At 41.2% G+C, this 26,749-nt stretch carries 24 protein-coding genes; 16 read left to right on the plus strand and 8 right to left on the minus strand.

Annotation, left to right across the window (positions count from 1 at the left end):
- The first annotated feature begins 61 nt into the window (after positions 1-61).
- The 5 genes from BQ5796_RS03760 (at position 62) to yhbH (ending at position 5,483) form a co-directional block, all read left to right on the plus strand.
- Positions 62-958, plus strand: a complete 897-nt coding sequence (locus BQ5796_RS03760) for an amidase domain-containing protein (RefSeq protein WP_071459001.1) — start codon at positions 62-64, stop codon at positions 956-958.
- 62 nt (positions 959-1,020) lie between these two features.
- Positions 1,021-1,494 (plus strand): tRNA (uridine(34)/cytosine(34)/5-carboxymethylaminomethyluridine(34)-2'-O)-methyltransferase TrmL, encoded by a 474-nt coding sequence (gene trmL / locus BQ5796_RS03765; protein WP_071461132.1) that lies wholly within the window; start codon positions 1,021-1,023, stop codon positions 1,492-1,494.
- 442 nt (positions 1,495-1,936) lie between these two features.
- Positions 1,937-3,832 carry a PrkA family serine protein kinase gene (locus tag BQ5796_RS03770; protein WP_071459002.1) on the plus strand — a complete coding sequence of 632 codons (1,896 nt, stop codon included), beginning with the start codon at positions 1,937-1,939 and terminating at the stop codon, positions 3,830-3,832.
- An 87-nt stretch (positions 3,833-3,919) separates the two neighbouring features.
- On the plus strand, positions 3,920-4,102 hold the full coding sequence (locus BQ5796_RS03775) for a hypothetical protein (RefSeq protein ID WP_071459003.1): 183 nt from the start codon (positions 3,920-3,922) through the stop codon (positions 4,100-4,102).
- Between the two features lie 214 nt (positions 4,103-4,316).
- Positions 4,317-5,483 carry a sporulation protein YhbH gene (gene yhbH, locus BQ5796_RS03780; RefSeq protein ID WP_071459004.1) on the plus strand — a complete coding sequence of 389 codons (1,167 nt, stop codon included), beginning with the start codon at positions 4,317-4,319 and terminating at the stop codon, positions 5,481-5,483.
- 141 nt (positions 5,484-5,624) lie between these two features.
- Here the strand turns inward: yhbH and BQ5796_RS03785 are convergent, their stop codons facing one another.
- From BQ5796_RS03785 to argF, 3 genes are all read right to left on the minus strand, one after another.
- Complete coding sequence (locus BQ5796_RS03785; RefSeq protein ID WP_071459005.1) at positions 5,625-7,196, minus strand: YfcC family protein; 1,572 nt, start codon at positions 7,194-7,196, stop codon at positions 5,625-5,627.
- Positions 7,197-7,480: 284 nt separating this feature from the next.
- A complete protein-coding gene (gene arcC / locus BQ5796_RS03790; RefSeq protein WP_071459006.1) occupies positions 7,481-8,410 on the minus strand; it encodes a carbamate kinase in 930 nt (309 codons plus the stop codon).
- A 12-nt stretch (positions 8,411-8,422) separates the two neighbouring features.
- Positions 8,423-9,421: an ornithine carbamoyltransferase gene (gene argF / locus BQ5796_RS03795; protein ID WP_071459007.1), complete on the minus strand. Its 999-nt coding sequence runs from the start codon at positions 9,419-9,421 to the stop codon at positions 8,423-8,425.
- Positions 9,422-9,523: 102 nt separating this feature from the next.
- On the opposite strand from argF, the gene BQ5796_RS03800 reads away from it, so the two are divergent.
- The 4 genes from BQ5796_RS03800 to BQ5796_RS03815 all read left to right on the plus strand — a co-directional run bounded on the left by BQ5796_RS03800 (position 9,524) and on the right by BQ5796_RS03815 (position 13,206).
- On the plus strand, positions 9,524-10,822 hold the full coding sequence (locus BQ5796_RS03800) for an ATP-binding protein (protein ID WP_071459008.1): 1,299 nt from the start codon (positions 9,524-9,526) through the stop codon (positions 10,820-10,822).
- Positions 10,819-11,661 (plus strand): DNA-binding domain-containing protein, encoded by an 843-nt coding sequence (locus BQ5796_RS03805; protein WP_071459009.1) that lies wholly within the window; start codon positions 10,819-10,821, stop codon positions 11,659-11,661. Before BQ5796_RS03800 ends, BQ5796_RS03805 begins: the two co-directional genes overlap by 4 nt.
- A gap of 83 nt (positions 11,662-11,744) precedes the next feature.
- Entirely contained in the window at positions 11,745-11,945 is a 201-nt protein-coding gene (gene tatA, locus BQ5796_RS03810; protein ID WP_071459010.1) for a twin-arginine translocase TatA/TatE family subunit, read from the plus strand.
- A gap of 157 nt (positions 11,946-12,102) precedes the next feature.
- Positions 12,103-13,206, plus strand: a complete 1,104-nt coding sequence (locus BQ5796_RS03815) for an AI-2E family transporter (protein ID WP_071459011.1) — start codon at positions 12,103-12,105, stop codon at positions 13,204-13,206.
- Positions 13,207-13,370: 164 nt separating this feature from the next.
- Here BQ5796_RS03815 and BQ5796_RS18050 read toward each other — a convergent pair whose 3' ends face one another.
- Entirely contained in the window at positions 13,371-13,511 is a 141-nt protein-coding gene (locus BQ5796_RS18050; protein ID WP_159430976.1) for a hypothetical protein, read from the minus strand.
- 213 nt (positions 13,512-13,724) lie between these two features.
- Here BQ5796_RS18050 and BQ5796_RS03820 point away from each other — a divergent pair, with 213 nt between their 5' ends.
- A complete protein-coding gene (locus BQ5796_RS03820; RefSeq protein WP_071459012.1) occupies positions 13,725-14,570 on the plus strand; it encodes a DegV family protein in 846 nt (281 codons plus the stop codon).
- Between the two features lie 238 nt (positions 14,571-14,808).
- Positions 14,809-15,129, plus strand: a complete 321-nt coding sequence (locus BQ5796_RS03825; RefSeq protein WP_071459013.1) for a hypothetical protein — start codon at positions 14,809-14,811, stop codon at positions 15,127-15,129.
- A 39-nt stretch (positions 15,130-15,168) separates the two neighbouring features.
- Here the strand turns inward: BQ5796_RS03825 and BQ5796_RS03830 are convergent, their stop codons facing one another.
- Both BQ5796_RS03830 and BQ5796_RS03835 read right to left on the minus strand, forming a co-directional pair.
- Positions 15,169-15,696: a D-glycero-alpha-D-manno-heptose-1,7-bisphosphate 7-phosphatase gene (locus BQ5796_RS03830; protein ID WP_071459014.1), complete on the minus strand. Its 528-nt coding sequence runs from the start codon at positions 15,694-15,696 to the stop codon at positions 15,169-15,171.
- A 20-nt stretch (positions 15,697-15,716) separates the two neighbouring features.
- Positions 15,717-16,346, minus strand: coding sequence for a DNA-3-methyladenine glycosylase (locus BQ5796_RS03835; RefSeq protein WP_200792861.1), 630 nt, complete (start codon positions 16,344-16,346; stop codon positions 15,717-15,719).
- A 144-nt stretch (positions 16,347-16,490) separates the two neighbouring features.
- Between BQ5796_RS03835 and ytvI the strand changes: the two genes are divergently transcribed.
- Positions 16,491-17,522, plus strand: coding sequence for a sporulation integral membrane protein YtvI (ytvI, locus tag BQ5796_RS03840; protein ID WP_071459015.1), 1,032 nt, complete (start codon positions 16,491-16,493; stop codon positions 17,520-17,522).
- A gap of 57 nt (positions 17,523-17,579) precedes the next feature.
- On the opposite strand, the gene BQ5796_RS03845 is transcribed toward ytvI, so the two are convergent.
- On the minus strand, positions 17,580-18,860 hold the full coding sequence (locus tag BQ5796_RS03845) for an ATP-binding protein (RefSeq protein WP_071459016.1): 1,281 nt from the start codon (positions 18,858-18,860) through the stop codon (positions 17,580-17,582).
- A 267-nt stretch (positions 18,861-19,127) separates the two neighbouring features.
- On the opposite strand from BQ5796_RS03845, the gene BQ5796_RS03850 reads away from it, so the two are divergent.
- From BQ5796_RS03850 to BQ5796_RS03865, 4 genes are all read left to right on the plus strand, one after another.
- Positions 19,128-20,738: a GGDEF domain-containing response regulator gene (locus BQ5796_RS03850; RefSeq protein WP_071459017.1), complete on the plus strand. Its 1,611-nt coding sequence runs from the start codon at positions 19,128-19,130 to the stop codon at positions 20,736-20,738.
- 71 nt (positions 20,739-20,809) lie between these two features.
- Positions 20,810-21,181 carry a response regulator transcription factor gene (locus BQ5796_RS03855; protein ID WP_071461134.1) on the plus strand — a complete coding sequence of 124 codons (372 nt, stop codon included), beginning with the start codon at positions 20,810-20,812 and terminating at the stop codon, positions 21,179-21,181.
- A 40-nt stretch (positions 21,182-21,221) separates the two neighbouring features.
- Positions 21,222-23,627: an ATP-binding protein gene (locus tag BQ5796_RS03860; protein WP_159430977.1), complete on the plus strand. Its 2,406-nt coding sequence runs from the start codon at positions 21,222-21,224 to the stop codon at positions 23,625-23,627.
- A gap of 342 nt (positions 23,628-23,969) precedes the next feature.
- The gene (locus BQ5796_RS03865; protein WP_200792899.1) at positions 23,970-25,298 is read left to right on the plus strand and encodes an L-cystine transporter; all 1,329 of its coding nucleotides are present in this window, start codon (positions 23,970-23,972) and stop codon (positions 25,296-25,298) included.
- Positions 25,299-25,398: 100 nt separating this feature from the next.
- Here the strand turns inward: BQ5796_RS03865 and BQ5796_RS03870 are convergent, their stop codons facing one another.
- Positions 25,399-26,700, minus strand: a complete 1,302-nt coding sequence (locus BQ5796_RS03870) for an NCS2 family permease (RefSeq protein WP_071459020.1) — start codon at positions 26,698-26,700, stop codon at positions 25,399-25,401.
- Between the last annotated feature and the right edge of the window lie 49 nt (positions 26,701-26,749).

Raw genomic sequence — 26,749 nt, forward strand, 5'->3', positions numbered from 1 at the left:
GCGGGATATTCATCCCTCCTCTTCTTTTTTCATAAACATAGAGAAGAGGAGGGATGGAATCTTGAGAACCCAATTGCAGCAGCTCTTGGAAAGCCGAGTGCAGCAATGTGTATCCAAGGGCAGCGATTATCCGCATTTTTGCTCCAATATTGAGAGAAAGAAAGCGTGCTTCCGTAAGCGGAACGCTGAAATAGTGAAGGCTGCGGCGACAGGAAAAATCCTCAGGAATTCGGACAATGAGGAGCATGGAAAAGCGGAATATACCGTGCATTTTCAATATTTGATCAAGCAAAAAAACCATTTTTTCATGGAGGAGGAAATTGAGAATAGAATTGCGGAGTTTTATAAAGACATATTGATTGAAGACAAACTTCAACATGCAGAAACGGAAAAGAAAGAAAATGCTCCAGATTTATCAAGAGTGCTGCCTGTTTCAGTGGAAGAAAGAGAGCGCGCGATAAAGGGCCGTCAGAAATATAATCGCCTTAAGGCTGTACAGTATGCTGAAAGATGGTGGAATGAGAACAACCCTGCCTTTTTCAGCTTCGGTGATGACTGCACCAATTACATTTCCCAGTGTCTCTATGCCGGTGGAGCACCAATGCATGGCTATCCGAAGCGAGGGGATGGCTGGTGGATGAAAAACAATGATTGGAGCTACAGCTGGACAGTAGCGAATGCGTTGAGGATTTATCTTTCCAGGCCGAAATTCGGACTGAAAACGAAAGAAATGGAGAGCGCAGAACAATTGCTCCTCGGTGATATTATCTGCTACGACTTCAACGGGGATGGCCGCTACGACCATACAACCATCGTGACAGCAAAAGATGGGGATGGAATGCCGCTCGTCAATGCTCATACGACCAACAGCCGGGGAAGGTATTGGTCGTACGAAGATTCCACTGCTTATACACCTGAAATCAAATACCGTTTTTTCTCTATCCTCAACGAGCAATAGGAGCTTGTAGAAGGATCCTCGAGTGGTATAATAACATAGAGATGATAATCGAGGTGAATATTGTGGGATTGCATGTCGTACTATACCAGCCGCAAATCCCGTCCAATACAGGCAATATTGCAAGAACCTGTGCGGCTACGGGAACGACGCTCCATTTGATCAGGCCGCTTGGTTTTTCGACCGATGATAAGATGCTAAAGCGAGCAGGACTGGATTATTGGGAATTCGTAAACGTCATTTATTATGACTCGCTCGGAGAGTTCCTTTCAAAAAATGAAGGCGGCGAGTTCTATTATTTATCAAAGTACGGAAAGAAAAGCTATACATCCTTTGACTATAGCGTTAAGGAGCAGGATTACTACTTCATTTTTGGGCGGGAGACAACCGGCCTTCCAAAAGAACTGATTGAAGCACAGAAAGACCGCTGTCTTCGGATTCCGATGACGGATCATGTCCGTTCACTGAATTTATCCAATACAGCGGCAATCCTTGTCTATGAAGCGTTGAGGCAGCAGGATTACCGCGATTTATGCTAGACAAGCATCATGTCAGAACGTTCAGAGTTATAAGGTAGAATGGAATTAGCGGTCTCTCCTATTTTGTCATCATTCAGAAGTTAGTTTTGAAATAACAAAAAGCTGCCGAAAAATTTTCGGCAGCTTTTTGTTATGGATGCTTATTTCTTGCTTACTCCCGGCTTATCATTGTAACCAGCTGTGAAGATGGCGGAAAGGAACGCTGCCGTCACGCCAAGAATTAAAAGTAGTTTCATACAAAATGCCCCCTTATGTTCCGGATTTTACCCATATGAATTTTATTATAGCCTAAAGCTGTCCAACTGTGAATGAAAACCTATTTTCGGATTTTCCCGAAAAAGGACTAGAATGTTCAGGAGAGGAGTTTGCATGTTCAATTTTCCTTCCGCATAGAGTGTATTAATCGCCAACTCATGATAATCGCGACAACAGGGAGGTACAAATGGATATTTTGAAAAAGATTGAATCGCTCCGCGTAGAGGAAGAGAAGCTGAAATGGGAAGGGTCTTTCAAGGAATATCTCAAAATTGTAAAAGAGGAGCCGTGGGTAGCGCAATCAGCACATTCAAGGGTTTACAATATGATCAAGGATGCGGGTATTGAAGAGGAAAAAGGAATGCGCAGTTACTCATTTTTCCGTTCCCAGTTGTTCGGACTGGAAGAGGCGTTGGAACGTCTTGTGGAAGAATATTTCCACCCTGCGGCTAAGCGGCTTGATGTAAGGAAGCGAATCCTCTTGTTGATGGGTCCGGTTAGCGGCGGTAAATCAACGCTAGTTACGATGCTAAAAAGAGGGCTAGAAGCATATTCGCGTACGGAGAGAGGGGCTATTTACGCCATTAAAGGCTGCCCAATGCATGAAGATCCGCTCCATTTGATTCCGCATCACCTTCGCAAGGATTTTTACGAAGAATACGGCATCCGGATTGAAGGCAATCTATCGCCGCTGAATTCAATGCGCCTTGAACAAGAGTATGAAGGCAGGATTGAGGATGTGGTAGTTGAAAGGATTTTCTTCTCTGAAGACAAGAGAACAGGAATTGGAACGTTCAGTCCATCAGATCCGAAGTCTCAAGATATTGCTGATCTTACCGGCAGTATCGATTTCTCGACGATTGCGGAATATGGGTCCGAGTCTGATCCAAGAGCTTACAGGTTCGATGGCGAATTAAATAAGGCAAACCGTGGGATGATGGAATTCCAGGAAATGCTGAAATGCGATGAGAAATTTCTCTGGCATCTGCTGTCACTGACCCAGGAAGGAAATTTCAAGGCAGGAAGATTTGCGTTGATCAGTGCGGATGAACTAATTGTCGCTCACACTAACGAAACGGAATACCGTTCATTCATTTCTAATAAAAAGAACGAAGCGCTGCACTCTAGGATTATTGTGATGCCAATTCCATATAATTTGAAAGTGACGGAAGAAGAGAAAATTTATGAAAAAATGATCAGGGAAAGCGATGTGGCAGACGTTCATATTGCACCACATACGTTAAAAGTGGCTGCAATGTTTACGATCTTGACAAGGTTGAAGGAGCCGAAAAAAGGTGATATTGACCTTGTGAAAAAGATGAGATTATATGATGGGGAAAGCGTGGAAGGGTTCACAAGCACTGATGTGGAAGAACTGAAAAAAGAGTACCAGGACGAAGGTATGAGCGGGATTGATCCAAGGTATGTGATTAACCGTATTTCCTCCACGATCATTCGCAAGGATGTCAAATCGATCAATGCGCTTGATGTACTGAGATCGCTGAAAGAAGGACTCGACCAGCATCCATCTATTTCGGCGGAGCTTCGCGAACGGTATTTGAACTTTATTTCTGTCGCTCGTAAAGAGTATGATGAACTTGCCAAAAAAGAAGTCCAAAAAGCGTTTGTCTACTCGTATGAAGAATCCGCCAAGACGCTGATGGATAATTATCTCGATAACGTTGAAGCATACTGCAATAAGGCAAAGCTCCGCGATGTGCTCACAGGAGAAGAAATCAATCCGGATGAAAAGCTGATGCGCTCTATTGAAGAGCAAATTGGCATTTCTGAGAATGCAAAGAAAGCATTCCGTGAAGAAATACTTATCCGCATCTCCGCATATGCGCGCAAAGGCAAGCGGTTTGATTATAATTCCCATGACCGTCTCCGTGAAGCAATCCAAAAAAAGCTGTTTGCTGACCTAAAGGATGTCGTAAAAATCACGACCTCAACAAAGACGCCGGATGAAACTCAGTTGAAGAAAGTCAACGAGGTAGTTGCCCGCCTGATTGACGAGTATGGATACAACTCTACCTCTGCGAATGAACTGCTCCGCTATGTCGGAAGTCTGCTTAACCGCTAAAATTAGATTTCCTAAAGGGGAGCTTTTTCAAGTACTAGGTTTGTATGCCAAGAAAACAGGGTATTGTTAGTTCAAGAGGTGATTGCAATGAAAAAAGCAGAATTGCCAAAAAATCATGTGCCGGAAAACGGAAGTATGGCAGCTAATGAAGAAGAGATGGAGAACCTTGGAAAACAGATGGAACACCGGAGGACTGGCGAAGAGTTGAAAGCAGAGTACGGAAAAACACCAGACCCTGAACAATATAAAGAACTGAATGAAAAAGCTTAGCGAACATTGCTAGGCTTTTTTCCATGATGAAAACGGGCTTGTCTGCTCCTTGGAAGACTGTCTAATTGTCTTAATTATTAGTAAATTATTCCCCCTATCTGCATAAGATAGAGTAATTACAGTTATTAGCAATGTGTTTTTTCATCGAGTTATAGTATGCCAAAAAAGGAAAAAGTGTTACGGGAAAAACCAATAAGAACAGGAGGGGTTGAAGATGACTGAAGAAAACAGCGGCCAGTTTGTGATTTCCCAGGAAGATTGGTCCCTCCACCGGAAAGGCCATGATGACCAGCAGCGCCATCAGGAAAAAGTGCAGGAAGCAATCAAAAACAACCTTCCTGACCTGATTTCCGAGGAGAGCATCGTCATGTCCAACGGCAGGGAGGTAGTAAAGATTCCGATTCGGTCTCTGGATGAATATAAGATTCGCTATAACTATGATAAAAACAAACATGTTGGCCAGGGAAAAGGAGATAGCAAGGTCGGGGATGTGGTTGCACGCGACAGTTCAGGAGAAAAGGCTCCGGGTAAAGGACAGGGTGCGGGAGACCAGGCCGGAGAGGATTATTATGAAGCAGAAGTCTCCATGATGGAGCTGGAGGAAGCGCTTTTCAGTGAGTTAAAGCTTCCGAATTTGAAGCGGAAGCAGAACCAGGAACAGACTATACAGGACATTGAATTCAATGATATCCGCAAGACAGGATTAATGGGTAATATTGACAAAAGGCGAACGATGATGTCTGCATACAAGCGAAACGCTATGACAGGAAAGCCAGCTTTTCATCCGATTTACAAAGAGGACTATAAGTTTAAAACATGGAATGAAATCATCAAGCCAGACTCTAAAGCGGTCGTGCTGGCAATGATGGACACAAGCGGTAGTATGGGGATATGGGAAAAGTATATGGCAAGGAGCTTTTTCTTCTGGATGACCCGATTTCTGCGGACGAAGTACGAAACCGTTGATATTGAGTTCATTGCGCATCATACCGAAGCAAAAGTTGTAAGTGAAGAGGATTTTTTTTCAAAAGGGGAGAGCGGTGGAACGATTTGCTCTTCTGCCTATAGAAAGTCCCTTCAGCTTATTGATGAAAAATATGACCCTCAAAAATTCAATATTTATCCTTTCCACTTTTCAGACGGTGATAACCTTACCTCGGATAATGCCCGCTGTGTCAAACTGGTTGAACAGCTGATGAAGGTATCGAACATGTTTGGATACGGTGAAGTCAACCAGTATAATCGCCACTCGACCCTTATGTCCGCATACAAAAACGTCAAAGACGAGAAATTCCGCTATTTTATCCTCAAGCAAAAAGCCGATGTGTTCCATGCCATGAAGAGTTTTTTCCGCGATGAATTGCGGGAGAAGATGGCTTGAACTATTGAGGGAGTTTTATACGTTTAAAGAATAATAGCACAGTCCACTGTCATGGTCTGTGCTAAGATTTTTTAGCAGAAGAGAAAAATAGGTTTATTTAGCCCAATTTTTTATCTGCTAACTCTGAAATGGAAAGTAACTCTAGTACATCAATACTTGTAATACAAGTATTCCCCCGCCAAAAACTAGAACAAAAAGTACTACTGGCCAAACAAACTTGAACCAATGAGAATACCTCATATTCAGCATTTGTAATGTTGCCATGACTAGTCCAGTCGGTGCCAAGAAGAGCATAGCATACTGTCCAAATTGATATGCAGTAACAATTACAAAACGCGGGATATCTACTGTGTCAGCTAAAGGTGCAAGGATAGGCATGGAAAGAACAGCTAATCCTGAAGACGACGGAACGATAAATCCTAGGATAAAGAAAATGAATAACATTACCAGAATAAACAATGGCCCACTTACATTCGCAACAAGAGAGGATGAAAAATGAAGTATCGTGTCAGAAATCAAACCTTCATTCATCACGAGGTTAATACCCCGAGCTAGACCGATGATCAAGGAAACCCCAACTAAACTCGCAGCGCCGTTTACAAACGCATCGACAACGCCATTCTCGCCAATTCCGTTTTTTCCTGTAGCTGTTAAGAACATAATGATGATAGCAAATGTTAAGAAGGAAGAAGCCATGGTTGGAAACCACCAGCCCAACTCCATTACGCCCAATACCATAAGCGGGAATCCTACGACGAACAATGTCAATATCAATTTTTTTCGCACTGTAAAGGCAGAATGTTCGCTGCTGTCGGCAGATGCTACTAACCACATTTTATTGAATTCTTCACGATCTTCATAAGAATAGGAGAAAGTAGGATCTTCTTTCACTTTTTGAGAATACCAACGTAAATAAATAACGACAAAAACTGTTGCAACAGCTAGCCCGCCGAGCCTCCAAGAAAGCCCTTCAGTGAAGCTTATACCAGCAGCATTGGATGCAATGACTACAGAGAAAGGGTTAATCGTGGAGAAACAGGTACCAACAGAGCTTGCTAAGAATATTGCGCCTACACAAACGATAGAATCATACCCCATCGCTAAAAATACCGGAACTAAAATTGGATAAAATGCGACGGCTTCTTCCTCGATGCCGCATAAAGTTCCACCGATAACCATCAAAATAGAGACGATAAATATGAGCATAAACTCACGGCCCTTTGTTTTTTTCGTCAAAGCGATAAGGCCGGATTCAAACGCACCGCTTGCTTTGACGACACCAATCAAGCCGCCTAATACAAAAATAAATACCATAATATCAACAGCTTCAATTGTTCCGCGAACCATGCTGCTTGTTATGTCTTCAGGTCCTGCAGGCTGTTGTTCCAGTCTTTGATACGTGTCCGGAATGGAGATTGGCTTCGTAATTCCTCCTGAAGTAAACTGTTTGATGTCAATCTTAACATGGAGTTTATCAAGCTCTTCTTGCGTGCTAGGGACACTTGTAACTTTTCCATAAGGATCCGTGATGGTTAATTTAGAACTAGACTGATCATAAAATAACTTTGAATAAGACCCTGCCGGAATAGTCCAAGTCGCTATTACAGCAACAATAGTTAAGACAAACAAGATGACAAAGGCTCCAGGCATTCTTAATTTAAATCTTTTTTTAGGGCCCTTTTCTGTTTTGTTTGCTTCACTTACCGTGTTCATAAGGTCATCTCCTCTGTAAAAATATAATCGTAAAAAGGTTGTATTTTTGGAAGGTTTTAAAGTGAGTAAATTATTTTATTATGATGTTGAGCTTCAGAGAAAAAGTTATATCCATTCTCTTTAAAGTTAGTGATTAATATTTTATTAATTTGATTATGTGTAAGGATTAAGGAGAAATGGGTAGTTTTTGATAAGTGAAACTCCACCTGCTAGTGAAGTTCCACTTATCAGAACAGCAGTTGTAATTTGATCGTCAATATTACCCCTTAAGAACTGCCATTAATTTATTTGTTAATACGAGTACCAACTTTTCCAGCTAAGGCTTCATCAAGGTTGTCTAGTGAAGTAATCAGCGCAGTCCCGCTTGGATTCTCATCTAAAAAGTATAAGCAAGCCTCAACTTTAGGCAGCATACTTCCTTTGGAAAATTGATTTTCCTTTATATACTCTTTTAATTGCTGACTGTTGGTTTCAGTTAATGCCAATTGATTTTCTTTTCCATAGTTCACGTAGACAAAGTCAACAGCGGTGAGAATGATCAATTGATCTGCAGCGATTTTTCCAGCCAAGAGTGCACTCGATTTATCTTTGTCAATAACTGCTGGAACTCCTCTGTATTTGCCACGCTCTTTCACAACAGGCACACCGCCACCGCCGCCTGCAATTACTAAAGTATTAGCTTCAATTAAATGGTTAATGCTTTTAAACTCTACGATTTCTTTTGGTAATGGCGAAGCTACAACTCTCCGGTAACCACGACCAGCATCCTCAACAAAAACGTAGCCTTTTTCCTTCGCAATTTTTTCTGCAGTTGTCTTATCGTAAAATAATCCGATTGGCTTGGTGGGACTAGCAAAAGCTGGATCGTCCGGATCGACCTCGACTTGAGTAACCAATGTTGCTACTTCTTTTGTCAAATTATTTTTGCTCAATTCGTTTTGTAAACTTTGCTGCAAATGATAGCCAATGTAACTTTGGCTCATCGCTCCGCATTCTGGAAACGGAAAAGCTGGAGATTGCCCGTGTTCCGCTGCATAGTTCATCGCTAGATTGATGGTGCCTACCTGAGGGCCATTACCGTGGCTGATCACCACTTGGTGGCCTTTGGAAATCAATCCTACAAGAGAAGCTGCTGTTTGTTGAACCAGCTTTAATTGTTCTTCAGGGGAATTGCCTAGTGCATTTCCGCCTAAGGCAACTACAATCTTAGACATTTCGTTTCCTCCTTAGTCTCCTAATGTTGCAACCATGATAGCTTTAATAGTATGCATTCTATTTTCCGCTTCTTGGAAAACAACGGAGGCAGCGCTTTCAAATACTTCGTCACTGACTTCCATTTCTTTCAATCCATATTTTTCGAATATCTCTTTCCCTACTTTGGTTTCTAAATCGTGAAAAGATGGTAAGCAATGCTCAAAAATCACATGAGGGTTTTGCGTTTTTTCCATCATTTCTTTCGTAACACGATAAGGTTCTAATAATTTGATTCGCTCTACCCACACTTCGTCAGGTTCTCCCATGGATACCCAAACATCTGTATAGATGACATCAGAATGCAGTACACCTTCATCGATATCATCTGTGACTAAAATGGATGCACCGGTATCAGATGCTATTTCCTGACATTTAGCTAATAATTCAGGAGCCGGATTTAGTTCACTAGGACAAACCAAATGGAATGTCATACCCATCAGTGAAGCGCCAATCATCAATGCATTTGCTACGTTGTTGCGTCCGTCACCTACATATGTAAAATGAATTTGATTATAAGGCTTCTTCAAGCATTCTTTAGCAGTTAAGAAGTCTGCCAATACTTGTGTAGGGTGATCTTCATCCGTTAAGCCATTCCATACTGGAACGCCGGAATATTTAGCTAAAGTTTCTACGGTTCGCTGCGAGAACCCGCGATACTCGATGCCGTCATACATTCCGCCAAGTACTCGAGCAGTATCTTTAACGCTTTCCTTTTTCCCCATTTGACTCCCGGTAGGTCCTAAATAGGTGACGTGTGCACCTTGGTCATAGGCTGCCACTTCAAAAGCACAGCGAGTCCGGGTGGAATCCTTTTCAAAAATCAATGCGATATTTTTGCCGGATAATTTCTTTTGCTCAATACCTGCATATTTAGCTCTTTTTAAATCTTCAGACAGGTTTAACAAAAATTCCATTTCTTTTGGTGAAAAATCCAGCAATGTCAAAAAGCTTCGGTTTCGTAAATTTTTCATTATTTGTTCCTCCTTTGAAGTTTATTAAAGACTATAATCAAAGTGTATTTCGAAGCTTCAGAAAGCTTCAAGAAGCTTCGGAAAGTTATTGGAGGATTTTTTATGCAGCTTCTTTCCGGCAACATTAATCAGGATAAAATAAAGAGAATAGGCGTTGCTGCAACTAGTATCGCATTGGCGGCGCAAGTAAATATGCCGTTTTTTGTGGATGGCTTCATTTTGACATTGTCCGTTATTTTATTACCCGTTTTTTTGTACTTTAATGATGATCTCAATCCGGTACCGTTAACAATCGGAATTGCCATTGCTTCCCCTTTTTTTCGAGGTCTTCTTCTTTTTATCACCAATAATTATTCTATCCCCAAAATTGCTCAGTTCGTATTTACTGATATAGCTTTTTATCTTTGCTATGGGTGTCTGTATTATTTTTTATACTGGCATCGCACCTATCGCAATGATAGTTCTTTCTTTTTTACTATTTTGCTATGTGATTATATCTCTAATATCTTAGAAATTAGTCTTCTATTAAATTTTTCCAATTATAGTCTGAGTTTATTTAAAATATTGTTTTTAGTGGCGCTGGTACGTACGCTTATCAGTTGCTTTAGTGTGTTTATGTATCATTACTTTACGCTCATGATTAGAAAAAAAGGGCATGAGCAGCGGTACTATCACTTTTTGTGGTCCGTTTCAGCAGTGAAAAGCGAAGTGTATTTTATGAATAAAAACATTAACGAAATCGAAAGAATTATGAAAAATGCCTATTTACTCAATAAAGAGCTTTCTACTGAAAACCCTTCCAGCGAAAATGGAAATATTGCGTTAAATATTGCAAGAGACGTACATGAAGTAAAGAAAGATTATCAAAATGTGATCAAAGGTCTGGGGAGTTATTTTGAAGTAGCAAATTCGCCATCTATGCGTTTAAGTGAAATACTAAAAATTGTCTTGATGAATTCACGCAGTTTTATAAGGGAAAGAGAATTCGATATTTTGATAGCGGTGAAGAACCAAATTGATCTGCAAATACATAATCACTACTACCTTGTGTCCATCTTGTCTAATATTATTTCAAATAGCATTGATGCGATAGGAACACAGCATGGAGGTTCCATAACAGTAATTGTCGAGGATCAGGGAAAGCAGCTGCAAATAAGTTTTTCTGACAACGGTCCTGGTATTCCTTTGGAAATTAGAGACATGATTTTTCAACCTGGTTTTTCTACTAAATTTAATCAATATACTGGAGATATTTATCGAGGGATTGGCTTGTCTCACGTGAAGATGATTATGGAAGAACAATTCGGAGGCAATATAAAATTTATTTCTGAAGAAGGAAGAGGAACGGTCTTCTTTTTAACTTTTAACAAGGAAAAACTAACTGTGGAGGAACAGTCATGAAATTTTATATTATTGATGATGACCTTTCAATCATTATGATCTTGCAAAGAATCGTGGAAGAAGACATGAACAGCCAGGTAGTTGGAACATCCTTATCTCCTAAAAAAGCTTTAAATGAGCTGATGCTAATGAATGTTGATATTGTATTAGTAGATTTGTTAATGCCCGAGCTGAATGGTATTGCATTAGTACAAGCACTCTGCAAGGTGAAGCCTGAGTTGAAATTCATTATGATTTCCCAGGTGCGCGATAGCGAATTGAGAGAAGAAGCTTATAAAGCAGGCGTTGAATTTTTTATTGATAAACCAATCAATATTTTTGAGGTTCGAACAATTGTTGATCGGGTGAAACAAAGCATAATGATGGAACAAAAACTGAAGAATATTCAAAATTTGTTAGGAAATCCTTCTGATAGCTATTCAAGCATAAACCGAGACCATTTTAATGAAATGAAAAAAAAGGTCCGATCAATATTAGGATATTTGGGAATAACTTCTGAAGCAGGTTATGCAGATATATTAAATATTAGCCATATAATGATCGAGCAAAATATTTCCTTTAATTCTATCAACTTTAATGAACAATTTGCAGTAGATTCTCATGGGAAGAAAATTATTTTTCAGCGTATTAGACGAGCTATAAAAAAGGGTATGGTAAACATCGCTAATTTATGCGAAGACGATTTTGAAAATGAATTAACGATGGAGTATACGAACGCTCTTTATGGTTATAAAAACATCCATAGAGAAATTCTCTATCAACAAGGAAAGTCAGCAACTGGCGGCAGTGTATCCTTGAAACAATTTTTTGATGGATTAGTGATGCAGGCAAGTATGTAGGGTAGCGAGAATAAGTTCTATTTTAACATGCTCGTCTTACCACAAGAGTAATGTTATGATGGAGATGTAAAGGAGGCGGGAGTATGGGAATATCCAATATAGGTGTACCTGGATTGATTATTTTACTCGTTATTGCTTTGATTGTATTCGGTCCAAGCAAACTGCCTGAAATCGGCTCTGCATTCGGAAGGACTTTGAAGGAGTTCAAAAAATCCGCAAAAGGGCTGGTAAGTGACGATGAGGATGATAAACGTGATAAGGATAATGAAAAAGTAACAAAGTAGTATAGCAAAAGGGGGTGCCGGAATGGCACTTCTTTTGTATGAAATAAAATCCCCCCAAATAAATAGGAAGGTGGGACCTGTTTATGCTAGGATATAAATACATTAGAGTTGCCTATGCTCGCGTTACAAAGACCTATTTATAGAGAGGTGTCCGCATTTGCCAAATTCGAAGTATTTCCGCTTGGGGTATGGGATTATTGTTTTTCTTATCATCGTTCTTTTGGCTTCAAAGGTAGATTTTATCTTCAAGCCGCTCGGAATATTTTTTCAAACATTATTCCTCCCTTTTTTAATCTCAGGAGTCATTTATTATTTGTTAAGGCCTATCGTAAACTTCCTTGATACGAAAAAGGTTCCAAGAGCATTGGCCATCGTTGCAATTTATCTTCTGTTTATCGGGCTGGGAATAGCGCTTGTTCTCGTTGTGGGCCCTGAATTGCAACGCCAGTTCAAAAGCCTTGTGGATAACTTTCCAGACCTGGTGGGGAGCCTGCAAAAAGAAATCCTTGCCCTTCGTGACAGCGGCTGGTTTTCACGATTCCAGGAAAACCAGTATATGTCGCTTGACGAGATCAGCGAGCGGGTCACCACGTTTATCCGCTCAAATGTGTCCAATATATTCAGCCAGGTAACAAATGTAATCGGAGTGATTACAAGCATTGTCACGGTGATTATCACCGTTCCTTTCATTGTTTTTTACATGCTGAAGGATGGGGAAGGTGCATCCCGGCATATTCTTAAATTCCTTCCATACCTGCAGGCGAAGGAAGCCAGGAAAATACTAAAGGATTTGGATGAAGCCTTAAGCTCTTACATCAAGGGCCAGGCGCTTGTCTCCTTCCTCGTTGGAGCAATGATGTATGTTGGCTATTTAATCATCGGCCTTGAGTACTCACTCGTCCTTGCGGTTGTGACGATGCTGACAAATGTCATTCCGTTCATTGGTCCATTCATTGGTGTCATTCCAGCAGTAATCATCGGCTTTTTGACATCACCGCTCATGGCAGTGAAAGTTGTGCTTGTCGCGGTTGTCGTACAGCAGATAGATGGGAATCTGACTTCTCCATATATCATGGGACGCAAGCTGGATATCCATCCATTGACAATTATCCTCCTGCTCCTTGTAGCTGGCAGCCTAGCAGGGCTGTTGGGAATGATTCTAGCCGTGCCGACATACGCAGTATTGAAAGTAGTCGCAAGCCATGCGTACAGGCTCTATAAGCTTCAAAAAACTAAGGAAAACAAATTGGAATTAGAATAGGAAACTTTAAACTGGAGACAAACTTGGTGGAAATCGAGTTTGTTTTTTTGTTGAGGGAGAAAGGTGAAAACGAAGTGGTTGAATACGGAATAAAAAGCCATTACCATTTCCGAATATTAGAAAGAGCGATGGCTTTTACTAGATACCAGAACAATTTCAAATTGCTATTTTTTCTTCCGGGATTTATTGTTCTTAATTATATCGGATATCTTTTTTTCATTGCTGTTTGAGTTGATAATTCGCACGAGGTCGATCATACTTTCAGTTTCCTGTTCTTCTGTCATGCGATTCTTCTCTTCTGCCATCTCGTGTTACCCCCTTTTACTCTATAGTATTACCCTTCAAGATGAAGGAAAAACATTTGTCCGACAAATGTACAAAATGTCGTGCATTTTCCATGAGTGTAATTCTCAAGAAGATGGTATATTGTAAGTAGTAAACATGACTATGTCGAAAAATGAATCAATGACAAAAAACCTTATATTTTAACAAATAAATAATGGAAGACAGGAGATGCCATGAAACACGAATATGAAATTGCTTGGGTAACAGACAGTACGGCTAGCCTTACGAAAGAATTTATTGAAAACAACCACGTCTTTGTTGTTCCACTCAGCATCGTCTTCGGTGAAGATTCCTATTTAGAAGGAATCGACATCACAGAAGAGGACTTTTATCCGAAGCTTGCTGCGTCAAAAGTTCTGCCGAAAACTTCCCAGCCTGCTATCGGGGAATTTGTGGAGCTTTATAAAAGCTTGAAAGAGAAGTACAAGCATGCGATTGCTATCCACGCATCGAGTGCCCTTACAGGAACATACCAATCTTCTGTGGTAGCTTCAGGTATGGTTGATTACAATGTCGAAGTGATTGACAGCAAAATCGGTTCCTATCCTTTGGGGAAAATGATTGAGATAGGTGTTCAGATGCAAAAGGAAGGAAAGTCATATGATGAAATCATCCATCATATGCGAGGACTTCCTGAGAAAGCCAGACTGATGATGGCACCAGGAAGCCTTGAGCAGCTTCATAAGGGCGGACGTCTTTCCACCACACAAGTAATTCTGGGGAGCATGATCAAGCTAAAGCTTATTGTTCACTTCGAAGACGGAAAAGTTGTTCTCCTTGATAAAATCAGAACAGAGAAAAAAGTGAAAGAAAAGCTTTTTTACATTTTTTCCGAAGAGGCACATCGAGTCAAGGAAGTTAGTGTCATTCATGGCAACGTGCAGGATCTGGCAGAAGAATGGCAGCGGGATCTTCAAGCACTGTATCCTGGTATATCAGTCACCACGACTAAGTTCAGTCCCGTTCCTGGCGTCCATACAGGCCAAGGAACAATCGGCCTTGCATGGTTGGCGGAATAGAAGAAAAAGGAAACCACTTTGGTTTTCCGCTTTGCTGCATTAGAGAAGAAGGTGAAATCGCTACTCTCTTTTTCAGCCTTTTGCACTTCATGTGGCAGGAGATAAGGAGCAGCGTAAAATTGGTTTGTCAAAGTGGTGGCGGGGGAATTATGAATAAATAGTGAACAAACTGGAGAAATTCCCATTTCACAAGGTTAAATCACTATAATGATAGTGAATAATAATGGAGGTGTCCGAAGTGAACATCACAACTATTATCGAGCTTGAGAACAAAGAAGTCGAAGAAATTGCTGGTGCAAAACTTGTGTTCTCTCAAGAGGAAGTCAACAGCCAAATTGTAGAAACATGTGTAGAGTGCTTTAAGTATGAAGGTATTGATGAATGTGTGGATACTGAAGAAACGATGGAAAAAGTTTTTGAAAAGCTGAAGGAGAAAGCAATCATCCCAAAAAGCGTAACGGAATTCTCTTATCAAATGCCGTCATGTGAAAAAATGAAAAAAGCGGAGTATACAGATGCAGATATGCCGCAAAAAGTAATTTTGACTTTTTCTATGTAAGAAGCTCTTTTAAGGGCTTCTTTTTTTATCAGCCTGCTTTCAGCTTGAAAGCAGGCTGATAATATGGGGAAGGGCTTCACGAAGGCTGGAAGCTTGGCTGTCTGCCTTTGTTTCACCTTCGCCGATGAAAACGGTTTTGCAGCCCGCTTTTTTACCAGCTTCAATATCGCGCTCGTGATCCCCGACCATCACACTCTTTTCCAGATTGAGATGATGGCGCTCTGCTAGATCCAACAGCATGCCTGCATTTGGCTTTCTGCACGTGCAACCCTCTTTCGGTTTGTGAGGGCAGTAGACAGCCTCCCGAATTTTTCCGCCCTTTTCCCCAACAAGTTCAGCTAATCTTTGATGAATTTTGATAAGCTCTTTTTCTTTCATAAAGCCAAGTCCGACACCGCCTTGGTTTGTTACAATGAAAACATCAAGATTAGCTTTAGTCAACTCGGCAACTGCCTCTGCTGCTCCTTCAAGAAGATAAAGATCTTCCGGGCGGTTGACGAATTTCACTCGCTTTGAAAGTACCTCGTTCAATACACCATCTCTGTCCAAAAAAACTGCTTGCTTCAATAGTTGCCCCCCTTTTTTGATCACAAAATGATTTCTGTTGCTTTTTGATGTCGCGAAACAAATTTGTTGTCGGTTACCCAGAACCTCCAGGGATAATCCCTTGCCTCCTCAGATGAGTCAATGCCAATCCGTTTCCCGGCAGAGATGCCGGATGGTTTAAAGCCTTCGGCGAGAAAAAGGGGAGGAACAGCGAGAAAATGTCCATAATCCTCCATCGTAATTCCAAGCGCTTTTGTCAGCTTCCCTGGTCCGTTTGTCAAATCTCGATCTGTTATTACATTGCGCCTTTCCCGCATGAATTCCAGCCCAATTGCTGGCTCAAGGGCACGAATTAAAACAGCTTCCGGCTTTTCCTGTTCCCCGCTGACAACATTTACAAGGCAATGCGTATGCATGACATATGTGTAAGCGAACCCAGGTTCTCCGAACATTACCTCTGTCCGCTTCGTTCTCCGATTAAGATAGCTATGGGCAGCCTTGTCAATCGGTCCAATATACGCTTCCGTCTCCACAATGTAGCCCGCAGTCGTTTCATCACTGTTCTCCTTTACAAGTAATTTTCCTAGGAGAGATTTGGCAAGTTCGAGGGTAGGCTGATGAAAAAAATCCCTGTGCAGCATGTTTGCCCCAAGTATTGTTTTTTGTTTCATGATACATCACCTGATTCCTTTCCATTATTGTATACCCAATAATCAATGATTATATTTTTTTGTAAAAGAAGAACAGTCTATCATGGTGATTAAATGATATAATGGGAAGGAATTTATTGTCTCAATAAGGAGAGATGTACATAGATGTGGAAAAAATGGATTTGGACAACCGTTTTGGTTGCCCTCGTCATCTTCCTCATCCCATATAGTCTTCCGCTGCTGTTTGCGCTACTTACAGCCGCGATGCTTGAAGGGATGATCCAGAAACTGATAACGAAAATGCGTTTCAACAGATTGCAGGCCGTCCTTACGGTTTTTACAGGGTATGTTCTGCTGATTGGCATGGTAGGCTATAATCTCATTTCGATTACAGCACAGCAGGCGGTTTCCCTTTCTCAAAGGACACCAACGTTTGTGAAAGATTTTTATAGATCGGTCATCCTGCCGCTGGTTGGAAAATGGGAATTCTATTCTCAAAAGCTTCCAACTGACGTTTTCCTCTCCATTGAGGGAACGATCGAAAGCAATGTCAACGCACTTGATGCGTTTTTACAAAGAGTGGTGGAAAGCCTATTAAATTTTCTAACATCCATTCCAGTTTTTTTAATTGAAGTTCTTATTTACTTAATCGCACTGTTTTTGATTAGCTTGGAGTGGCCGCAGTTAAAGGCCAAGCTTGAAACACATTTGAAAGAACAGACAAAGAACAAGTTGTACCTCGTCACAAGGCAGCTCAGTAAAGCCGGGCTCGGTTTCATTAAGGCTCAGGTAATATTGAGCGCTATCACGTATATCATGGCATTCACTGGGCTCTCGATATTAAAGGCGCCTTATGTGGGACTGCTGTCCATCCTTATTGTGATCGTCGATATTCTGCCGATACTCGGGACAGGTTCGGTTCTTGTTCCTTGGGCAGTTGTTGCCATTCTGCAAAACAATCATTTCCTGGGTATTGGCTTAATCATTCTCTTTGTTGTTATCACCGTTGTTCGAAGGGTGATTGAACCAAAGATTTATTCAACGAATCTTGGGATATCACCGCTTGCATCGCTGATCAGCATGTATATCGGTTTTAAGCTGCTCGGGATTGCAGGGGTATTGATTGGCCCAACGATTATCATTGTCTACGATACGCTTAGAAAAGCAAATATCATCAATATAAAGTTCAAAATTTAAAACGTATTATGGAAAAGAACCGTGGAGGGATGAAGATTCCACGGTTCTTTTCTATGCTTAATTGTGGCGAAACTGGCCTGATCGCCATTTGCCGAGCGGAAGACGAAGAGTGAACTCTGTGCCTTTTTGCAGAGCGCTCTTTGTTTCGATTGACCCGCCCATTTCCTGAATAACTTTATAGACGACTACCATTCCTAGTCCTGTTCCCTTGTCCTGTTTGGTTGAAAAATAAGGTTCACCAAGGCGGGAAATTTGGGCAGGGGTCATGCCGATGCCCGTATCTTTTATGTGAACAGAGGCAAATGCTCCAGATTCGATAGCTCTGATGCAGATGTTCCCTCCATTCGGCATAGCTTCAATCGAGTTTTTGATGATATTAAGAAGGCATTGCTGAAACTTTGAAGCTTCCCCCATAATTACGAGGTCTCCGTCCAACACTGTCTGGATCTTGACAGAAAAGTTATTGGCATAAGGTTTCAGCAGCTCAAGCGCTTTTACAATTTCCATTCTAATGCAGAAGGTTGAGGTGTTTTCCGTTTGTGGTTTAGAAAACGATAAATATTCTTTGATGATCAACTCTGCTCTATCCAACTCTTCAATTGCCGTATCAAGATAAAAGGATTTTTTCCCTTGATCAAGCATTGGGTCTTTTAACATTTGCAGGAAGCCTCTTGTGACAGTAAGGGGGTTTCGGACCTCATGGCTAAGGCTTGCAGCCAGCTGAGAAACGACCTCCGATTTTTCCGACTTTAAGACAGCTTCCCGCAAAATTTCATTCTGGCGTACAATCTCAATCAAATAAGTAACAATTAGCATACTTGCAATTAATGTGCCGGTGTAAATCCAAGCGTAAGCCATATTAATCGGCTGATCCGTCAAGATATTCTTTAAAATAAAAACAGAGAGGCTATACGCTGTTGCAAGGCTTGTCGCGATGAAAAGTTTTTTTCTCGTATTTTGCGACTGGTACAATTTATGAAGAAAACAGACGATAAGCGTGATGCCGGCCGTGCAAAAAAATGTCACCCAAATCCCATTCCCGCCAAAGGGAAGCCTTGTTAGAAGAACGATGATAAATAGAAGCAAACTGGTTATTGGACCGCCATAAAATCCTCCTAAGATCACTGGGATTAGTCTCAAATCAAATATAAAACCATTTGTTTCGCGATAAGAAAATGCGATACAAAAGAGGATTTGAAAGCCGGCGATACAAGTCACAAGCCATTTGCAATTTTTCGTAAGGACATAACGCAACCGGTCAATTACAAAAAGCTGGCAGGCCAGAGTTGTAATTAAAATAAAAATCAGGTTGAACAACAAATCCTTAAAAAGGCCCATTTTTTTCCCCATTCTCTCATTTTTGGTACTTCCATTGTATAACGGATAAAATTCTCTATTCAATGTAGATGAGAGATAAATTAATCGACTAATTGCGACAAATCATTGAATTTTTTTACAGAAGTAAGAAAAAAAGCCTGTTAGACGTAATCATTCGATTGTCATCCATGTTGGGTAGTTTTAAAATAGAGTGATATAAATCGCTGGTAGGAATCTAAAGGAACATGCCTTGGCTAACCCTGCCATTTTAGGAAGTGGGCGATATGAATGGAAAAGTATAAGACGATGTTGATTGCAAAAATCAAACAAAAGATGACGCAGTGGTTTGAAGGATCCCAAGGGAAAATCCGAAATGAAGAAGTAGTAACATTTCTTCATTCTGTAAAAGGTACCGCAGGAACAATTGGGCTTGGAGGATTGCTGCATTTGTCTTCACAGTTGCTGGAAATTAGTGAGAAGCGCAGCCATGCTTTTTGGAGCAAACAAGAGCTTGAAGCATTTCTTTTTGATATGGCGGGTATGATTTATCAGTACGAGCATTTTCACAATGAAAATTTTGCAAAGGAAGTGAAAGGGCCTGACGAACATGCGCCGCTTATTCAAATCATAGATAGCGATGTTTCCTTGCTAATTCTCCTGAAGGAAGCAATGGAAGAAAGAGGTTGGATGGTACTGACAAACAACGATTTGGAGAAGGCGATTGAGAGTTATTATGACAATGTTCCAGATTGTTTAATTGCTGATATACATCTTCATTTTAAAAACGGTTTTGAGCTTATGGAAGAGCTTCAGCTACAGTCAAATAAAAGGTTTATCCCAAACATTATGTTAAGTGCTTCCGATGATAAGGAGCTGCGAAAGAAAGCATATGCTTTTGGAGCCGATGACTTTATCGGCAAACCATTGGAATTGGATGAATTTTTTATACGGATAGAACGCCAGCTTCAGCGAAAAAAATTATTCGATCAATCCGTACTGATAGATGAATTAACAAAGGTTTACAATCGAAGGTTATTTAATGAAATGCTAGAAAGACAGCTTAAGGAATACAAAAGGACTGGGAAGCCATTCAGCCTTGCAATGTTGGATATTGATCACTTCAAGCAGGTGAATGACCAATATGGACACGCAACAGGTGATAAAGTTCTTTTGGAGTTTGCTTCCTTTATAAAACAGCGCGTACGGATAAATGACTCCGTGTTTAGGTATGGAGGAGAAGAATTTGCCATTCTGTTTCCAGGAACAGATCGCCAAAATGCCTGGAATGTTGTTGAGCGCCTTTTGAGCGAATTCTCCAAAATTCCTTTCCAGGAAAAGGGGGAAATCTTCCATGTCACTTTTTCCACAGGAATTCAAACAGTGAATGCATCTATGGAGGACAAGGGGGAGCTTGTTCGAATGGCGGATCAGGCATTATATACGGCCAAGCGCAATGGCCGTAACCGAGTAGAAAGTGCCTGTTTGTCTAATGCTGAACATAGAAAAACCCTTCATGTTTCGATTATCGATGATGATGCTATCATCCGCACCATTTTGACAAAAATCCTATCTAATATGGTTTTCCCTAGTCTCGATTTTCAAGTTGATTCTTATGAAGACGGCAACAACTTTCTCCAGTCAAATAAATTAAAGGAAAATGGGAAGCATTTTCTGATCCTCGATGGAATTATGCCTGTCATGGATGGCGTAGAAGTGCTTCAAAAAGTAAAGAAAATGGATAAAAACCTCGATGTTCGCGTGCTTATGCTGACAGGACGAAAGAGTGAAGATGATATATCCCGCGCCTTAAAACTAGGAGCAGATGATTATGTGACGAAGCCATTCAGCATTAAAGAGTTGGAAGCTAGGATAACACAGTTGATTAAGAGGATGATATAGAGATGGTGTCTGGACCGAATTCTCTAGGTGATATTGCCATCTATCAAGATAAGCGTTGTGGAGGTAGCACAGTGAGTAAGATTCTATTGGCAGAAGATGAAGAGATATTGAGAATGCTGATTACAGACGTTTTAGAAGAGGAAGAATACGATATTGATGTGGCGGAGGATGGGCAAAAAGCAATCTCCTTAATAGAGTGTAATAAGTATGACCTAATCATCCTGGATTATATGATGCCTGGCCTCACAGGAGTCGAAGTGGCTGAAAAGACCAGATATGAAGGCATAAATAAAGATGCAGCAATCGTGATGCTGTCCGCAAAGAGTAAAGAACTGGAAAAAAACATAGCATTCCGCTCGAGAGCTGATTACTTCATTGCAAAGCCTTTTAGCCCGCTCCATCTTCTTGAAGTGGTAAAAGGAATATTAGAAGATGCTCAATAACTTCATCAAAAAGAGCCTTTCAAGAAGGTTTTTGGTTTGTATGGTTTGCTATTTGCTTGTATTTCTCGGTCTTGCTGTCATTCTGTTGGTTACATTAGACAATCTGAATGAATCTTATAAAGAACAAAACGAGATTTTAATGAAGAAAGAGAACGTCGCAAGAAATATTGAAAAGAATTGTAGTTCCGTTTTTCTAGATATCAGGGGCTTTCTTGCTTTCGGGAACGAAGAAATGAAAGAGCGTGCACTGGAAAAGGAGCCGGAAATACGTAAGCAAATCACCATGCTGCGTGATTTGGCGATTGACGAGGATGATAGGAAATTTGCCGTTTTTGCAGAGGACTTTGTAGACTATTATTTTGATGATACGCTGCCTGATGTCATTGCGAATTATGAAGATAATAATATGAAAGCTATTTTGGATAAAGCGAATAATGAATCGATTCAAAAGCTGGCAGAATTCCAAGGGAAGCTTGAGGAGTATCTCGAAACCAAAGACAAGGATCTTCATTCGAAATTGAATCATTTTACCAAGATGGAAAAATACATTCAAGTCGGTTTTATCTTTTTCATGCTCGTTTCTCTCTTGACGCTGGAGAGAATTATCCGGCATATGCTCACAGAGATCGGCAAACCGCTCTCAGAGCTAGCCAAGGCCTCCAACGAGACAGCGATGGGAAGGGAGGCTGTTCTTCATCTGGAAATAGGAAGGGAGGACGAAATCGGTGTCCTTTCATCCGCTTTCCAAAGGATGTTGCTGAGTATTCAAGAGAAAGAAAATGAACTTGTCTCTCACAATGAGGAGCTCTTAGCCCAGGGGGAGGAATTGCAAAAACAGCAGATTCAATTGGAATCCGCCTTAGAATCTTTAGAGGAAAGGCAGCGTTCTCTCAATGGGCGCAATGAGCTTATCCATCAAATTTCCGATACGCTCGAGGAACAGAAGGTGTTGGAAAATGCTGTCAACTTTATGGCCAAGGCGATTGGTGCGGATTGCGGATTGATCAGCCTTGTTGAGAAAGATTTGCATGCAAACTATGCTGTCCCGGAAGACGCTGTCCGTCCATATTTAAAGCAAATAAAGCAAAGCGAATTTGTTGCTAGGCTTCAAAAAGAGCAGCATGCCTTTATTGTCAGCCGCAAACCTGGACTTTCCGTCAAAGGAATGCATCAAGGCTCTTTTTTCCTTCATCATGTCTACGTACCCGTGTTTTTAACGGAAGGTTCCTTGTATGCAATTATGCTATTTTGCCGTTATTGCAGCAGTTTTGAGCAAAAAGACCTGGATGAGTATGAAGCTTTGGCAAAAAGTATCGGAAATATTCTTGATAAAGTTCGTTTTTATCAAAAAACAGAAGAAGAGCGAAAGCTTAACCAGGAGGTGATTAACACAGTCCAGGAAGGGCTTCAGCTAATCGATGCCAACGGGAAATTGCTGAAAATCAATGCGGCTTTATGTGAGGTTTTCGAGTGCAAGCAGTATATTGCCGAATTAGAAGGAGTTTCTTCCGAAAGGTGGGCTCCATACATGAAAAACATGATTGAGGACGGGGAAGCTTTTATTGACTACCTGGAAAAGGTCTTAGATGGCAGCGGTGACAGTGAAGGATTTGTTTATAGCATGAAGGATAGCGGACAAGTTTTCAAGGTATATAGCGAAGAACTCTCCCTCGGGGTAGAGCTGAATGGAATGATTCTTGTTCATCGAAACATCACGAAGGAATATGAAGTGGATAAGATGAAGTCAGAGTTTGTCAGTACCGTTAGCCATGAACTGCGCACGCCGCTTTCAAGCATTCTCGGTTTTTCAGAACTGATGCTTTACAGGGATTTATCTCCTGAAAAGCACAAGAATTATACGAAAACAATCTATCAGGAGACTCAGAGGCTTGCGTCCTTAATCAATGATTTTCTTGATGTCCAGAAAATGGAGGCTGGGAAACAGCAGTATCGAATGGATTATGTGAAGGTATATGCTCTTTTGGAACGAGTGGTTTCGCTTCAAAAGCTAAGTGCACCGGAGCATTGTATTACGATTGAGATGGTGAGCAAGAATGAGAAGGTTTTCGGTGATGAGCAGAAGCTTGAACAGGCTATACGAAACCTCGTAAGCAATAGTGTCAAATATTCACCAGGAGGCGGACCTGTCTCAATTTCTTGCTATAGAGAGGGAGAATGGCTGAAACTCGCGGTTAAAGACCAAGGGCTGGGAATACCGAAGGAGTCCTTGGATAAGCTCTTCACGAAGTTTTATCGGGTGGATAATTCCGACAGGAGAAAAATTGGCGGGACAGGTCTTGGTCTTTCCATTGTCCAGGAAGTTGTCAAAGCCCATAGTGGAAATGTTACAGTAGAATCTGAATACGGCCATGGAAGTACCTTTACTATTAGTATCCCTGTTGTAGAATATAACAACTGCACTGAGAAGGAGACTGTGGATACTTGATCAAACCATATAACGCTAGTGAGCTATCTAAGGAAATTATGCAGACGTTTCTCAAGATGGGGAAAAAATGGCCAATTTTGATTCCAGAAGAATAAGTACTATAGGAGGACTGGGCATTTGCCCGTTTTTTTTTTTGCTGAAAAACATGAAACTTAGTTAAGTGGATATATAATAAGAAAACAATAATAATGAAGGAGGTTGATAAGAAAAAACATTTCCGACTTGACTGATAGGAATACCTGTATTATAGTTACTACTATATAAGGGGAGGGGTAAAAATTGACGAATGGTTTGGTGATTTTAAATATTGCAATTTTATTATTTATTCTCTTTGGTCTTTATATGATGCAAAGAAAACACGTCTCATTCTCTAAACGGGTGTTTACTGCGCTCGGAATAGGTATTTTGTTCGGTTTCGCCTTACAGTTACTTTACGGGCCGTCTTCCGAGGTTACTGCCACGACAGCAGGCTGGTTCAGTCTTGTTGGATCTGGTTATGTGAAGTTCCTTCAAATGATTGTAATGCCGCTAGTTTTCATATCCATTCTTACAGCGTTCACGAAACTGAAGCTAACAAGTAATATTGGAAAAATTAGTTCCTTAATTCTTGGAATCCTGATTGCAACAACAGCCGTTGCAGCAACCGTGGGTATTGCTTCTGCTATTGGTTTTGACCTTGAGGCAGTCGAAGTTCATCAAGGGGATGCTGAAACTGCAAGGGCCGGGGAACTGGAACAAAAATATGGAGAAATGCTAGAAGGCCGGACGCTACCGCAGCAAATGCTAGAATTCCTGCCGGCAAATCCATTCCTTGATTTAACGGGAGCACGTCCAACCTCAACTATTTCTGTTGTTATCTTCGCCGCATTTATTGGTATTGCATACCTTGGTGTTCGTCGCAAAGCACCAGAACAAGCGGAATTATTTTCGAAGATTGTTGATGCCTTTTATACGATTATTATGAGGATTGTAACTTTAATTCTTCGCCTGACACCATATGGCGTACTTGCAATCATGACGAATACGGTTGCAATGAGTAACCTGGACGCGATTTTGAAGCTTGGAAAATTCGTTCTTGCCTCCTATGTCGCGCTTGCTGTGATGTTCATCATCCATTTGCTTCTCTTGACAGCTGCTGGCCTTAACCCGATCGTTTATGTCAAGAAGGCATTTCCTGTACTGACATTCGCCTTTACTTCAAGGACTAGCGCAGGGGCATTGCCGCTTAATATTAAAACCCAGCGTTCCCTTGGAGTATCGGAAGGGATTGCAAACTTTGCAGGTTCCTTCGGTCTGTCGATCGGTCAAAATGGCTGTGCAGGAATTTATCCTGCTATGCTGGCTGTTATGATAGCACCGTCAGTGGGAATTGATCCATTGAGCCCATCCTTCATTATTAGCGTCATTGGAATTGTTGCAATCAGTTCATTTGGTGTTGCCGGTGTAGGTGGCGGTGCAACCTTCGCTGCACTACTCGTATTGTCAGCACTGAATCTTCCAGTCGGTCTTGCTGGTTTGCTCATTTCCGTTGAACCGCTGATCGATATGGGCCGCACTGCCGTTAACGTTAGCGGATCCATGACAGCTGGAGTTCTTACTAGCAGATTGACAAAGGACATCGATTCAGAATCCTATTATGACGAATCTTTAAAAATTGAAGCAGAAGCATAAAAAATGCTGCTGCAGTAGGTCTGTTGACAAAAAGTGGTCCGGAATAATATATTCCGGACCACTTTTATATTGGTGTGCAAGTGGCAAATGACGCGGTTTCTTAATGCGGAAGGAACGCAAGCTGGTAGAAGAAAAGGACGGCAAAGATATAGACTAAAGGGTGTACTTCCTTCCACTGTCCTTTTACAACCTTTAACAGCGGATAGGAGATGAATCCAAGAGCGATACCAGTTGAAATACTCGATGTAAGCGGCATGCTCAGAATGATGAGGAAAGCAGGGAATGCTTCATCAAGCTCATTCCATTTGATTTGTGAAATACTGCCCATCATCAGGCTTCCAACGATAATAAGAGCTGGAGCTGTAATGGCGGACAGTCCGGAAACAGCACTGACTAGCGGCCCAAAAAATGCTGCAAAAATAAATAGAATAGCGACTGTTAACGATGTCAGTCCTGTACGTCCACCTGCTGCTACTCCTGATGTAGACTCGATATAGGCTGTTGTAGGGCTTGTGCCGAACATCGCACCGACCGCCGTTCCAATTGAATCGGATAGGAGTGCTTTTCTTGCACGAGGCATTTTATTGCCTTTCATCAGTCCTGCTTGGTTAGCCACGCCAATCATAGTTCCAGTTGTATCAAATATCGTAACAAGAATAAAGGAGAATACTACAGCATAAAGACTGTGGGAAATAACCTCCCCGAATGCATCAATAGGATTTGCAATAATTAGGCCTTCAGGAAGCGATGGAAGAGAGACAAAACCTTTATTAAAGCTCAAGTCTCCTGTGAAGTAGGCAATGATACCTGTGATAACCATTCCAATAAACAATGCGCCGTTAATGTTCATGATCATCATAACAAGGGTGACAGCCAATCCAATTAATGCTAGTGCAGCTGATGAAGAATGCAAGTCCCCAAGACCAACAAGATTCGTTGGGTGTGCTGTAATAATCTTTGTAAGGCGAAGACCGATAAAGGCGATGAAAAGACCGATACCGGCGGTGATACCATGCTTAAGATTAGAAGGAATCGCCTCAATCAGCTTTTCACGGAACGACGTTAGTGAAAGGATGACAAAAATTATCCCTGCTACAAAAACTGCGGCAAATGCAGCTTCATAAGTAATTCCTTCATGGCCGCCTACAACAGAATAGGCAAAGTAAGCGTTTAGCCCCATTCCGGGTGCAATCGCAATAGGGTAGTTTGCGAACAGTGCCATCCATAGTGTACCAGCAGCAGCTGCAATGATTGTCGCTGTGAATACTTGCTCAAACGGAACTCCAGCATCCGATAAGATCACAGGGTTTACCACGACGATATAAACCATTGTAAAAAAAGTGGTTATCCCTGCAAGCATTTCCGTTTTTGCATTTGTATTATTTTCCTTAAGTTTAAACATGAAATTTCCTCCAAAATACGAACATTTTAAAACACAAATTTTATATTAT

Source organism: Bacillus massilinigeriensis (assembly GCF_900111815.1).
Taxonomy (GTDB): Bacteria; Bacillota; Bacilli; order Bacillales; family Cytobacillaceae; genus Mesobacillus_C; species Mesobacillus_C mediterraneensis.